This window comes from Duganella sp. AC237 (assembly GCF_979254035.1).
This window is the reverse complement of the sequence record NZ_CEEDEW010000003.1, coordinates 4,274,300-4,287,080: the sequence shown is the minus strand read 5'-3', so window position 1 is coordinate 4,287,080 and position 12,781 is coordinate 4,274,300. Positions and strand designations below refer to the sequence as shown.

The 12,781-nt window shown below is 63.7% G+C and carries 14 protein-coding genes; 7 read left to right on the top strand and 7 right to left on the bottom strand.

The window, feature by feature from the left end:
• Positions 1 to 71: 71 nt before the first annotated feature.
• From AC0IYS_RS19025 to AC0IYS_RS19015, 3 genes are all read right to left on the bottom strand, one after another.
• Positions 72 to 944 (bottom strand): serine hydrolase, encoded by an 873-nt coding sequence (locus AC0IYS_RS19025; protein ID WP_471706641.1) that lies wholly within the window; start codon positions 942 to 944, stop codon positions 72 to 74.
• Between the two features lie 251 nt (positions 945 to 1,195).
• Positions 1,196 to 1,417: a TOBE domain-containing protein gene (locus tag AC0IYS_RS19020; protein ID WP_019919846.1), complete on the bottom strand. Its 222-nt coding sequence runs from the start codon at positions 1,415 to 1,417 to the stop codon at positions 1,196 to 1,198.
• A gap of 83 nt (positions 1,418 to 1,500) precedes the next feature.
• On the bottom strand, positions 1,501 to 2,526 hold the full coding sequence (locus tag AC0IYS_RS19015) for a sulfate ABC transporter substrate-binding protein (RefSeq protein WP_471706640.1): 1,026 nt from the start codon (positions 2,524 to 2,526) through the stop codon (positions 1,501 to 1,503).
• A gap of 279 nt (positions 2,527 to 2,805) precedes the next feature.
• Here AC0IYS_RS19015 and AC0IYS_RS19010 point away from each other — a divergent pair, with 279 nt between their 5' ends.
• Positions 2,806 to 3,348: a GNAT family N-acetyltransferase gene (locus AC0IYS_RS19010; RefSeq protein ID WP_471706639.1), complete on the top strand. Its 543-nt coding sequence runs from the start codon at positions 2,806 to 2,808 to the stop codon at positions 3,346 to 3,348.
• A gap of 28 nt (positions 3,349 to 3,376) precedes the next feature.
• Here AC0IYS_RS19010 and AC0IYS_RS19005 read toward each other — a convergent pair whose 3' ends face one another.
• Positions 3,377 to 4,183 carry a class II glutamine amidotransferase gene (locus AC0IYS_RS19005; RefSeq protein WP_471706638.1) on the bottom strand — a complete coding sequence of 269 codons (807 nt, stop codon included), beginning with the start codon at positions 4,181 to 4,183 and terminating at the stop codon, positions 3,377 to 3,379.
• 154 nt (positions 4,184 to 4,337) lie between these two features.
• Between AC0IYS_RS19005 and AC0IYS_RS19000 the strand changes: the two genes are divergently transcribed.
• Positions 4,338 to 5,183, top strand: a complete 846-nt coding sequence (locus tag AC0IYS_RS19000; protein WP_471706637.1) for an EAL domain-containing protein — start codon at positions 4,338 to 4,340, stop codon at positions 5,181 to 5,183.
• Positions 5,184 to 5,314: 131 nt separating this feature from the next.
• On the top strand, positions 5,315 to 6,082 hold the full coding sequence (locus AC0IYS_RS18995) for a YcbK family protein (RefSeq protein WP_471706636.1): 768 nt from the start codon (positions 5,315 to 5,317) through the stop codon (positions 6,080 to 6,082).
• A gap of 22 nt (positions 6,083 to 6,104) precedes the next feature.
• Here AC0IYS_RS18995 and AC0IYS_RS18990 read toward each other — a convergent pair whose 3' ends face one another.
• The gene (locus tag AC0IYS_RS18990; protein WP_471706635.1) at positions 6,105 to 6,323 is read right to left on the bottom strand and encodes a DUF3460 family protein; all 219 of its coding nucleotides are present in this window, start codon (positions 6,321 to 6,323) and stop codon (positions 6,105 to 6,107) included.
• Between the two features lie 54 nt (positions 6,324 to 6,377).
• Here AC0IYS_RS18990 and AC0IYS_RS18985 point away from each other — a divergent pair, with 54 nt between their 5' ends.
• The 4 genes from AC0IYS_RS18985 (at position 6,378) to AC0IYS_RS18970 (ending at position 10,678) form a co-directional block, all read left to right on the top strand.
• Entirely contained in the window at positions 6,378 to 6,788 is a 411-nt protein-coding gene (locus tag AC0IYS_RS18985; RefSeq protein WP_471706634.1) for a hypothetical protein, read from the top strand.
• Between the two features lie 92 nt (positions 6,789 to 6,880).
• Positions 6,881 to 7,657, top strand: a complete 777-nt coding sequence (locus tag AC0IYS_RS18980; RefSeq protein ID WP_471708906.1) for a transporter substrate-binding domain-containing protein — start codon at positions 6,881 to 6,883, stop codon at positions 7,655 to 7,657.
• Between the two features lie 2 nt (positions 7,658 to 7,659).
• Positions 7,660 to 8,334, top strand: coding sequence for an amino acid ABC transporter permease (locus tag AC0IYS_RS18975; RefSeq protein WP_471706633.1), 675 nt, complete (start codon positions 7,660 to 7,662; stop codon positions 8,332 to 8,334).
• Positions 8,335 to 8,473: 139 nt separating this feature from the next.
• Positions 8,474 to 10,678, top strand: coding sequence for a putative bifunctional diguanylate cyclase/phosphodiesterase (locus tag AC0IYS_RS18970; RefSeq protein ID WP_471706632.1), 2,205 nt, complete (start codon positions 8,474 to 8,476; stop codon positions 10,676 to 10,678).
• A gap of 122 nt (positions 10,679 to 10,800) precedes the next feature.
• On the opposite strand, the gene AC0IYS_RS18965 is transcribed toward AC0IYS_RS18970, so the two are convergent.
• Together AC0IYS_RS18965 and flgL are read right to left on the bottom strand one after the other, a co-directional pair.
• Entirely contained in the window at positions 10,801 to 11,838 is a 1,038-nt protein-coding gene (locus AC0IYS_RS18965) for a hypothetical protein (protein ID WP_471706631.1), read from the bottom strand.
• Between the two features lie 28 nt (positions 11,839 to 11,866).
• Complete coding sequence (flgL, locus tag AC0IYS_RS18960) at positions 11,867 to 12,772, bottom strand: flagellar hook-associated protein FlgL (RefSeq protein WP_471706630.1); 906 nt, start codon at positions 12,770 to 12,772, stop codon at positions 11,867 to 11,869.
• Positions 12,773 to 12,781: the final 9 nt, after the last annotated feature.

The window sequence follows — 12,781 nt, the reverse complement described above, 5'->3', positions numbered from 1 at the left end:
AGCCCCCATCCACCAGACGAAAAAAAACCGGACCCAAAGTCCGGTTTTCAGCATCCCAAAACAGCAAAAAATCACATTGCCCGACGATTCCGCTTGCTCGCCTTGATAACCTTCTTCTTGGTTTTCGCCGCAGCCTTCAATACTTTTGGTTTCTCGATCGGACCCGAAATAAAGCGGCGGATATTGAACGCATCCATCAACCTTGCCGAATTTGCTTTCGCATTCAACAACACCAAAGTATTGTCCTTGCCACCAGACTTAAAGCGCATGATCAGGCAGCGACCAGCCTCTTCGGTGTAGCCGGTTTTCGACAAACCGACATCCCAACCCTTGGCGCCGACCAAGCGGTTGGTGTTGTGATACTCCACCTGCCGACCCTTGATCTTGATGATGTCCTTGGTGTCGGTGGTGATGCGGGCGATCTCCGGATAGGCCGAAGCGGCCTTTGCCATTTTGACCAGATCGGTTGCGGTCGAGCGGTTATGCGGCGACAAACCGGTCGGCTCCTCGATCACCGTCTGGGTCAGCCCCAACGCGCGGATCTTGGCGTTGACCGCCGCCTTGAACGCGGCAGGACCGCCCGGATAGGTACGCGCCAGCGACGCGGCGGCACGGTTGTCTGACGACATCAGTGCCAACTGCAGCACATCGCCGCGCGGAATTTCCGCGCCGACCGGCACGCGCGAGGTGCTGTGCTTCAGCATGTCGACGTCGGCCTGGTCGATGCTGATGGGCGCCGACATGTCCGGTTTGGAGTCGAGCACCACCATCGCGGTCATCAGCTTGGTCAGCGACGCGATAGGGACTTGAACGTTGGAATTCTTTTCGACGAGGACCTTGCCAGTGGCGTCTTCGACGACCAGCACGGACTGAGAGCCGAGCGGCACTGCGAGCGCGGCCGCAGTGAACGTACTCAGCAATACAGCGACAATTTTCTTGAGCATGTTAGGTATTCTTGGGAGTGAGGAGTGAAACGGGCGCCTGACGAAGGCGCAGCGCAAAGCTAAGACTAGCTATACGGCAATACGAAGGATAGACGATAACATTAAAGTGGTTTCTCGTCTATTGTATGTAACCTACGGATTCTATTATTTTGTATCAGGCAGAAATAAAGCCCCGAGGCGGGGGGAGCGCTCGGGGCTTTATCGGTGTCCGGCGGCGGCCGGTGTTGCGGGTGCTGCGGCGGTTGGACGGCTCAGCTACTGATCTTGGCGATCGAGACCTCGGTGGATTTGACCAGGGCGATCACTTCGCTGCCCACTTTCAGGTCCAGATCGTGGATGGAGCGCGACGTGATCACCGAGGTGACGATGCCGTGCTGGGTTTCCACATCGACTTCCGAGACCACAGGCCCGAAGATGATTTCCTTGATCTTGCCACGGAACTGGTTACGTACGTTAATTTCAGAAATGGCCATCGTGCATCCTTTGTCTGGTTAGTTACTACACGTCCAGATTAAGGGCATTCACGGCCTTTGCAAACGAATCGATCCGTATAACCTTATTTGTTCTGGTAGATCTTGTCGAATTCGCCGCCGTCGTCAAAGTGCTTTTTCTGGGCCGCTTTCCAGCCGCCGAAGACGTCATCCACCGTGAACATGGTGATTTGACGGAAGTTGGCGCTGTATTTCTTGAAAGCCTTTTCCGAGCGGGGACGGAAATAGTGCTTGGCGATGATGTCCTGCGCCGCCTCGGTGTAGAGGAAGTTCAGGTAGCCGGTGGCCTGCTTGCGCAGACCGCGACGGTCGACCACCTTGTCGACCACCGCCACCGGCGATTCGGCAAGGATGGAGATCGAAGGATAGACCACCTCGAAGTTGTCGCCGAACTCGGCGCGCACCATGTTGACCTCGTTTTCGAAGGTCACCAGCACATCGCCGATGTCGCGCTGGGTGAAGGTGGTGGTGGCGCCGCGTCCGCCCGCGTCAAGCACCGGCACATTCTTGAATATCTTGGCGACCAGGTCGCGCGCTTGCGCTTCGGTGCCGCCTTTTTTCACTACCGAGCCCCACGCTGCCAGATAGGTATAGCGGCCGTTGCCGGCGGTTTTGGGATTCGGGATGACAACCTTGACGCCGGGCTTGGCCAGGTCGGCCCAATCCTTGATCTGCTTCGGATTGCCCTTGCGGACGAGGTATACCATCGTCGAGTAGAACGGCGCGGCGTTGTTGGGGAACTTCTTGGCCCAATCCTGCACCACCAGGCCGCGATCGGCCAGCATATCGATGTCATTGGCCTGGTTCATGCTGACAACGGCCGCTTCCATGCCGTCGGCGACGGAACGGGCCTGCTTCGACGAGCCGCCGTGCGACTGGTTGACGCTGACGGTTTCGCCGGTGGTCTTCTTCCAGTCAGCAACAAATACCGGATTGATGTCCTTGAAGAGTTCGCGCGCAACGTCGTACGAGGCGTTCAGCAGCACAGGCTCGGCGGCGGCACTGGCATGCAGCGGCAGGCCCATCAAGAGCGCCGAGGCGGCCAGGAACGAGGTGACAACGAGGCGGCGAGCAGGATTTTTGTTGGTCATAATGAGCTTTCGTAATAACAGACGCCCATGGTGTAAAATTTCGCCCGGAAAAGATACGAATTTTTCGTAATATGCTTAGACCGTATGGATTTCGCGAAGTTTTCGTTAAAAACCGTATAACGATTTTTGAAAACATTCGTGGGCAAAAGCAGGGCCAGCCACTAGGCTGTCATAGGGGAAACCGGGGCGTCCGCAACGGCTTTGGCAGCTTGGTGTATAGTCGAATCAGGCACTGAGAAGGCGACTTCATTTTGCTATCGGGAATATTTGTGAGCGTACATGAGTCTTGAAATTCGGAGTCTTGAAGTCCGCATTGCTGTTTCGACAGATGCGGACGCGGCGTGCAACGTCTTGCGCCGTTCTATCTCGGAGTGCTGTGAGCTCGACCACAAAAACGATCCGGCGATCCTGGATGCGTGGTTGGGCAACAAAACGCCGCAGATGGTGGCCAACTGGTTCAGTTCGCCCACCAATTTTTCGCTGGTCGCGGTCAGCGAAGGCATCGTGGTCGGCGTCGCTTTGCTGACCGGGGCAGGGAAGTTGGCTTTATGCTATCTATTGCCGGAAGCACGGGGGCACGGGGTCGGCACGGCCCTGCTGGCGCGCGTCGAGGAGCAGGCTTGCAGTTGGGGCGTCAAGGCCCTGCAGCTGCACAGCACGGCCACCGGCCAGGCGTTTTTCGCGCGGCGCGGCTATGTGGATGCGGGCAAGGTCCGCTCGCCCTATGGCGTCGAGACGGTGTTCTTCTGGAAGCAGCTCGACGAGGCCGGCGTGCCGGACGCGGCCAAGCGTAAACGGTTTTGTAACTGTAATTCAGCGTAAATCACAGCCGGCCTTGGCCGGCTTTACTTTAATAGCACACGGCCAGTTGCCACGCCTCGCGCCTTGCCGGCGCAGCGCCCACCTCCTCACCCCCAACGAACAGCTTGAGCTCGCCCGGCGCCAGCCTGGTCCACGTCTCGTTCGACGTCAGCGGCTGGGTGGCGATCACGGCGATCCGGTCGTCGAGATGGTTGTGCTTGCTGAAATCGATGCTGAGGTCGCAATCGATCAGTTTGGCGACCGAAAACGGATACTCCCTCACCACGAAATGCAAATCCGTACTGCAATGCGCGAACAGCAGCTCGCCATTGGACAAAATGAAGTTGAAGGTACCGTAATCGGCGATCTCGCCGGCCAGCGTTTCCAGCGTTTGATACAGCAGGTGGCGCGGCGGCGCCTGCTCGAAGCGCAGCGCCAGGCCCGATAGCAGGTGGCAGAAAGCCCGCTCGCTGTCGGTATCGCCCCATGGCGCGTACAGGCTGGGGTTGGGGTTGAACAGTTTCAAATCGCCATTGTGGGCGAACGACCAGGTCTGGCCCCACAGCTCCCGCGTGAACGGGTGGCTGTTTTCCAGCGAGATGCGGCCTTGCGTGGCCTTGCGGATATGCGCGACGACGTTTTTCGCCTTGATCGGGTTTTGCTTGAACTGCGCCGCCAGCGGCGAATCGATCGACGGCAGGAAGTCGGTGTACAGGCGGCAGCCGGTGCTGGTGTGCAGCGCGATGCCCCAGCCGTCCTTGTGTTCGCCCGTGCGTCCGCCCCGTTCGGCAAAGCCCGCGAACGAAAAATCCACGGCGGCAGGCTTGCTGCTGTTCATAGCGAGTAGTTGGCACATGGGTCTGGGGAGTTGGTTGACGATGCCCCACAATAGCCGCGCCCCCATGGGAGCGGAAGGAATGTTTTGGCATATCCATAGGTGAAAGCATTCGTTCTGGTTTTCCCGGGGCGCGCATACGCTGTCGACATTGCCTGTATCCGTCGAGGAACCCATGTCATTTCCCGTTCTACAAAAATACCTGGCGCGTTTATCCGACGCGACCGGCGCCGCCACCAGCATCTGGCTCGATCACGAGGGCAAGGCGCAGGGGCGGTTTTTCAATTGCACCATGAGCAGCGCCTTCCAGCCGGTGCGCCAGCTCGAAACCGGCACGATCCACGCGTACGAGGGGCTGGCGCGCAGCGTGTCGGCGCAGGACATGGGCCTGTCGCTGTGGAAGCTGCTCGACCATGCGGCCAGCGACGACGAGTCCATCGAGCTCGACCGGCTGTGCCGCATGCTGCACTCGATCAATTTCTTCCGCCAGGCCGACACGGCGCCCAATGCCGACGCCGATCTGTACCTGAACGTGCACGACCGCCTGCTCAGCGCCGTCAGCAGCAACCACGGGCACGCATTCCGGCGCATCCTCGACGCGCTGGAGTTGCCGTTGTCGCGCATCGTGCTGCAACTGCCGGCGGCCACGCCGCAGCAGGGCTGGCTGTTGAATTATGTGTCCGACAATTACCGGCGCAACGGTTTCCGTTTCGCCGTCAACGTGGCCAGCGCCCAGGACGGCTTGCAGGTGTTGGACCGTCTGCGTCCGGACGTGTTCAAGCTCGACGCGCGCGAGCTGCACGACACCGAAAATTTGCTGACCTTGCTGCGTCGCTCGGCCGCCGCCAACGTGTCGGTGCTGTTCAAACGGGTGGAAGCGCCGCAGACGCTGACTGTGCTGCGGCAGCTGGGCGAGGCCGCCGGCGTGCCGCTGCTGGCGCAGGGCTATCTGCTCGACGAGCCGCGCGCGGCCTTGCTGCTGCCGCAGTCGGCGCCGCAGCGGGTGGCCGCCGCCGCGTAATCATCCATCGTGCCCGAACGGGCGGCGCGGCAGGCGTTGCGCTGGCGCGATGGCGTTACGCAGCGCCTGCCGTGTTTTTCATTTCCCCCTGCTTACGCTATAGTATCCCTATCGAGTTTTACGGAATAGCTATGGCATCGCGCAGAGAGTTTTTACAGCAGGGCTTGGGGTTGACGGCGGCGGGGTTCTTGTCCGTGCCGTTGATAGGATGTGCATCGGACGGCGCCGCGCGCAAAACCGCCTCGGCCGCCAAGCCGCCGGCGGCGCGAGTGGCGGCCCCGGCTGTCGTCACGCAGTCGCGCACGGCGAGCAGCATGCCGTCGGCATCGACGCAATCGGCGCCGTCGGGCCTGGGTTCGGGCTCGGGCGAGATCGAGCCTCCGCCGGACATCTTCGACGCCCAGCTGCTCGACATGGAATTCTGGCTCAAGCCGCGCACCATCGAGGTCTTCCGTCCGGCCAGCAACGAGCGCGCCAAGCTGCTGTACTGGCGCGACGGCGAGATCATCGAGTCCGCCTACCAGGACTTGTGCCATCTGCTGCGCGACGTCAACGGCAAGGAAACCGCCCGCATCGATCCCAAACTGTTCGAAACCTTGTGGGGCACCCAGGCTTTCGTGCAGCGCTACGGCATCGATACGCCGCTGGAGATCCTGTCGGGCTACCGCACCTCGGCGTCCAACAACAAGCTGCGCGAGGCCGGCGTGCCCGCCGCGCGCCAGTCGCTGCACATCGAAGGCCGCGCCGCCGACATCCGCATCGCCAACCTGAACGCCGAAGTGCTCGGCGGCCTGGTCAAGAGCTTCCGCCAGGGCGGCGTCGGCTTTTATTACCGCGCCGGTCCGCGCGGCGGGTGGATCCACGCGGACACCGGCCTCAAGCGCACCTGGAAGGGTTGACCCGGGCCGCCATCGGCGGCGTCTACTCGTAATAGTAGGAGTGGTAGGCGGTCGGCTTCAGGTTGGCCTGCCGCTCGCGGTCGATCGCGCGCGGGTCGACCGGACGCTCCCACCAGATACGCCAGCCGAGTTCCTGGTCGCGCTTGACTTCGGGATGCTCGTCCATGAACTGGTTCAGAAACTGGCCGAAGTCAGAGACATATTCCCTCCGGCGGGGGGCAAATAAAGATTTGAATTTCATCGTCGATTCCTCCTATCGAGTAAACTGGCGGCTTGGCCAGTCAATGGGATGAGTATGCAAGATAAGAATGAGCCGCCGCGTTTCAAGCCGGTGCCGTGGCAGGGGCTCGAGAGCCCGGCCGATGTCGAACTGTGGATCGAGGAACATAACCTCAGCCTGCAGCAACATATCGGCAAGAACGAAACCGGTTACGGCGTCTGCTTCACGCTGGCCGAGGGCGGCGAGATCTATATGCAGACCACCCAGGACGGCGCGCTGATATTGGATGTTACGCCCGAAGCGGAATGGGTGGCGCCACTGATCATGGCGGCCGCGCGCACCGACGAGGCGCCGCAGGGCTCGCTGTGGGTGCTGCCGGACGATAAGCTGGTACAGTTGATGATCGGGCTGAGCGGACTGATCGCCACCTCGATGCTGGTCGTGGGCCACAATTTCGGCCTGCGTCGCCGTATGGGCGCCTGGTAGCGCCTGCCACTATGAGGAATTCCATGCAGACACAGTTCAGTATCGCTTCCGCCATCAACCCCGGGCGCCGCCGCGCGCTGCGGACCGTGGCCATGACCTTGGCGCTCGCGGCCGGCCTGGCGGCGGCTTGGGCGCCGGCGACGGCGTCGGCGGCGGACCTGCTGGCCACCGTCAAGGCGCGCGGCACGCTGAAGGTGGCGCTGGAGGGAACGTATCCGCCGTTCAACTACAAGGACCAGAAGACGGGTCAGCTGGCCGGCTACGACGTCGATGTGGCGCGCCTGCTGGCGGCGAAGTTGGGCGTGAAGGTGGAGTTCGTCAGCAGCGAATGGGCCAGCATCCTGGCCGGGCTGTCGGCCAACAAATACGATGTGATCATTTCGCAGGTCGGCATCAATCCCAAGCGCGAGCAGGCGTTCGACTTTTCCACCCCGTATATCTATTCGATGCCGCAACTGATCGTGCGCAAGGACGAGAAGGCCGCCTACGCTTCGCTGGCCGATCTGAAGGGCAAGAAGCTCGGCGTGGGGCAGGGCAGCGTCTACGAGCAGCAGGCCAGGGCGGTGCCCGGCATCGACGTGCGCAGCTACGCGGCCGCGCCCGACACTATGTCGGACCTGGCCAGCGGCCGGCTCGACGCCGCGCTCAACGACAGCCTGATGTCGGCCTATCTGTTGAAAATCTCCAAGTTGCCGATCAAGGCCGGCGCCCGGGTCGGCGCGGTCGAGCGCATGGGCATTCCCTTCCACAAGGGCAACCCCGAGTTCAAGGCCGCGCTCAACAAGGCGCTGGCCGACGTCGCCGCCGACGGCAGCCTGAAGGCGATTTCGATCAAATGGTTCGGCACTGACGTCAGCAAGGCGCCCTGAGCATGGCGTGGCAGGACGTGCTGGAGCTGCGCACGCTGCTGGCGGAGGCAGCGCCGGTGATGCTTCGCGGCGCCGGCTACACGGTGGTCTTCGCGCTGGCCTCGATGCTGGGCGGGCTGTTGATCGGCTTCCCGGTGGCGGTGATGCGCATCCTGCCGTACCGGCTGCTGCGCTGGCCGGCCACCGTGTATGTCAGCCTGTTCCGGGGCACGCCGCTGCTGGTGCAGATGTTCGTCATCTATTACGGCCTGCCCAGCGTCGGCATCGAATTCACGCCGGTGACGGCCGGCATCCTGGCGCTGAGCCTGAACTCGGGCGCGTTCCTGTCCGAAAGCCTGCGCGGCGCCATCGGCGCGGTCAGCCAGGGGCAGTGGGCGGCCAGCTACAGCCTCGGGCTCGGTTACTGGAGCACCTTGCGCCACGTGGTGTTGCCGCAGGCGCTAAGGATCGCGGTGCCGGCGATGAGCAACACCTTGATCAGCCTGATCAAGGACACCTCGCTGGTGTCGGTCATCACCATGACCGAGCTGATGCTCTCGACCAAGGAAGTGATCGCCACCACGTTCCGGCCGTTGCCGCTGTACCTGGCCGCGGCGCTGATCTACTGGGCGCTGAGCCTGCTGTTTGAGGCGCTGCAACGACGCGCCGAACAACGTTTGAACCGTGCACATCGCTAACTTCCCGTGTTTTCTCGACATCGCCACCCGTAAATGCTAGTCTAGTTCCGTACTCCGGGGTCAGGTCCGCCATTGATGCACGAGCCCGTGTAGAAATGGTGGACCTGACCCCGGAGTTGGGGTTACGCAAAGGGAGGGTATGGAGAAGCAAACGTCCGGTACCGAGGCGCTGGGCCGCGGGCAGCCGATCACCGAGGAGCGCCTCGGCGGGCTGGCGTCCCTGGCGCCCTATGAGGCCATGATGGCCACCATCGGCGAGTCCACCGTGCCCGCCGCCGGCTTCGCCGAGACCGGCACGGCCGTCGCCGAGACCTCCTATTTCAACGATATCTATCTGCTGGCGCCGGTCGGCTATTTCGTGCTCGGCTTCGACACCGCCATCCTGCAGATGAACGTGGTCGGCGCCGATTTGCTGGGCTTGTCACGCGGGCATCCCGAGCAGGCGTCGTTCCGCCAGTTCGTCGCGCCGCGCTTCCACGAGGACTTCGACCGCTTCGTGCGGCATGCCCTCAACAGCGCGCAGCCCGAGCAGTGCGACCTGCAGATGGTGCGCGGGCGCAACCAGCAGGGCTTCCCCGTCACCTTGCGCGCCAGCGCCGACGCCAGCGGCCAGGCGCTGCGGGTGGTGGTCGAGCTGGCCGAGGGCAAGGCCGCCGCGCTCGAACGCAGCGAGGAGCGCTTCCGCCGCATCGTCCATTGCGCCGAGGAGGGCATCTGGGAAATCGACGCCAGCGCGCGCACCAGCTTTGTCAATCCGAAGATGGCGCAGATGCTCGGCTATACGATCGAGGAAATGCTCGACCAGCCGCTGGTGGCGTTCATGGACGACGAGGGCCGCGCCATCCTCGAGCGCAACATCGCGCGGCGCCAGCGCGGCGTGGCCGAGCGCCACGAGTTCAAGTTCCTGCGCAAGGACCGCGCCGAGCTGTGGGTGACCCTGGCGACCAATCCCATCTTCGATGGCGAAGGCGGCTACCTGGGCGCGCTGGCGCTGGTGAGCGACATCACGGCGACCCGCGCCTCGACCGAACTGATCTGGCAGCAGGCCAACTTCGACAGCCTGACCGCCTTGCCCAACCGCCACATGTTCCACGACCGGCTGGCGCAGGAGGTCAAGAAGGCGCGCCGCGAGGGCGTGCTGCTGGGACTGCTTTTCATCGACCTCGACGGCTTCAAGCGGGTCAACGACACCCTGGGCCACGACCAGGGCGATGTGTTGCTGGTCGAAGCGGCGCGCCGCATCGGCGCCTGCGTGCGTACCTCCGACACCGTGGCGCGCCTGGGCGGCGACGAGTTCACCGTGATCCTGACGGGACTGGAGCAGATCAGCGCCATCGAACGCATCGCGCAGACCATCCTGGCGCGGCTGCACCGGCCGTTTACCCTGGGCGTGGCCCATCCGTCGGTGTCGGCCAGCATCGGCATTTCGGTGTTCCCGGCCGACGCCAATTCCCCCGAGGCGCTGCTGCGCAACGCCGACCAGGCCATGTACGCGGCCAAGCAGAGCGGGCGCAACCGCTATAGCTATTTCACGCCGGAACTGCAAAAGGCGGCGCAGGCGCGCCAGCAGGTCACCGTCGACTTGCGAACGGCGCTGTCGGGCCAGCAGTTCGAGCTGCATTACCAGCCCATCGTCAACCTGCGCAGCGGCCAGATCGAGCGTGCCGAGGCGCTGCTGCGCTGGCGCCATCCACGCCGCGGCCTGCTGGCGCCGGCCGAGTTCCTGCCGTTCGCCGAATCGGGCGGGCTGATGATGGAGATCGGCGACTGGGTGTTCCGCCAGGCCGCCAGGCAGGCCCGGCAGTGGCAGGACGAGCTCGGTTCGGGCTTCCAGGTGGGCATCAACCAGTCGTCGGCGCAGTTTCGCGGCGACACGGCGCTGTATGTGGGCTGGCTCGAGCACGCGGCCGCGCTGGGCCTGTCGCCGCGCAGCCTGATCATCGAGATCACCGAGGGCGTGCTGCTCGACGGCGCCGCCCAGGTCGGCGACCGCCTGCGCGAGTTGCGCGAGATGGGCTTGCAGGTGGCGCTGGACAACTTCGGCACCGGCTATTCGTCGCTGGCCCACCTCAAGCATTTCGGCATCGACCTGCTCAAGCTCGACCACAGCTTCATCCAGCACCTGGCCAACGACAGCGGCGACCTGGCCATGTGCGAGGCGCTGATCCTGATGGCCCACAAGCTGGGGCTGCGGGTGGTGGCGGAGGGTGTCGAGACGGTGGCGCAGAGCAATCTGCTGGAGCTGGCCGGCTGCGATTTCGCGCAGGGCTATGTGTACGCGCAGCCGATGCCGGCCGAGGCGTTCAGCGCGCTGGCGCGCCAGGGACTACCGAGGCTGAATTGATTGTGTAGGGCAGATTAGGCGGCACGCCGCAGTCCGCCTAGCTTCGTCGGCGGCGCATGTACGGCGGATTACGCTGTGCTAATCCGCCCTACGTGTTGCAGATGGTAAATTGGCGCGCTGGACTAGCGCAGACTCAGCAGCGAAACCACGCGCTCGCGGCTGATGCCGGCCAGCGCCGACGTGATCGACAGCAGCGACTGGTAGCCGGGCTGCCTGGCGGTCGTCACGAAGTTTTGCGCGACCTGCTCCATGCCGTCGGTGGTGCCGGACGGCACCGCGTTCTTGACCCGCGCGGCGGCCTGGTTGAGCGCCGTTTGCACCGAGGCGATCGAGCGTTCCACCTGCGCCAGCGCCTGCAGCACTTGCTGCAAGGTGGTGCGGATCGATTCGACGTCGGCCGTCTGCCAGTTGTCCGGGTCGACCACCGGCGCCTGCGCCTCGGCCTTGACGCGGTTCAACTGGCCGGTGGGGAACCGCAGGCCGCCGCCCTGCACGGCGATGGTGTCGCGGATATTGCCCCATTGCGATTCGGCGACGGTAAATTCCAGCTGGCCGTCTTCGCCCAAGGCGGCGCGCACGCCGCTTGGCGCCAGCGCCGTGTCGAAGCGCTGGGCGATCTGCTGGTCGGTCAGGCCCGGCTCGAGCACCACCGAACTGAGGTTTTGCCCGCCCAGCGAGATGGCCAGCACCTCGCGCCCGCCGGGGCGCAGGTTGGTCAGGTTCATGCCGCGCACGTTGAAGCGCGTGTTGGTGGCCTGGTTGCTGAAGTTGAGCTGGGAGTCCAGGGTGCCGCCGGACGCCTGCGAACGGTTGCGCCAGCTGTTGCTGAACTGGCGCACGCGCGCCTCCAGGGTGCCGTCGGCGCGCTGGCGGTTGGCCAGGCGCGCGCTCAGGTCGGCCTTGAGGTTGCGCAGCTGGGCCGCGCTTTGTTCGAGGAAGTCGAGCGCTTGCTGGGCGCCGGAGATCTCGCCCTGCAGCGGCTGGTCCATATTGGTCAGGCCGCGGCGCAACGGCGCCGCCGAGGTCGGCGTCGGGTTGACCGGGGTGGCCGTGGCCGCGTTCTCGCCGTTCAGCCCGAGCGCGGTGCCGTCCACCGCGCTGGCATTGCCGGCGCCGCCGGGGACAATGACGGTGGGGGCGGGTTGGGGCGAGATTTGCATACGCTAGGATGGTGACGTGGTGACGCGGTTACAGGATGCTGAACAACGACAGGTTGCTCACCTTGGAATAGGCCTTGTACGATGCTTCCAGCGACAGATTATACCCGGACAGCTCGGTGGCGGCCTCGGCGTAATCGAGTTGTGACAGGTCCACGATGGCGGTCTTGTTGGACAGGCTGACGTTGGCGTGGTTGTCGTCGAGCGTGCTCATGATGTTCTGGGCGCCCCCCAGTTCGGCGATCTTACCGGCCAGCAGGTCGAGCGTGGCCGTGGCGCTGTCCATGTTGTCGGTCAGCGTGGTGCGCAGCCCCGGGTCGCCGGCGGACATGGCGGGATCGGACAGCGCGGCGATGGTGGCGCTCAGCTTGGTCAGCAAGTGCTGCAAGCCGTCGACGTTGACGTTGACGGTCTGCGTGATGCCGTTGCCGATGACGGTCTTTTGCTGGCCCGGATTGCCCATGTAGGCATAGGTCGCCGGCGGGCCGGCCGTGGCCTGCATCGGCTCGATGTCCGTTGCGGTGCCGGAAAAGATGTAGCGGCCTTCCTGGTCCTTCTGGTTGGCGGTGTAAAGCAGGCTGTCGCGCAACGCGCTCAGCGAGGTGACGGTCGCCTTCAGGTCGGCCGTCGAGTTGCTGCCGTCCGTGGCCTGCACCAGCAGGTCGTTGAGCGAGGTGATGTCGCGCGTCATGCTGCTCAGGTATTCTTCGTTGCTGTTCAAGCGGATCTTGGAGGCGGCGATGTTGTCGCGGTACTGCCCGACGATGGCTTCCTCGCGCGTCAGGCGCGAAATGCGCACCGCGCCGATCGGATCGTCCGACGGCACCATGATGCGGGTGCGCGCGGCCATCTGCTCGGTCAGCTTGGAGACCCAGCTTTGGTTTTCCTGCAGGCCACGGTTCATGGTGGCCTGGAATTGACTGGAGGCGATACGCATGACGATTCC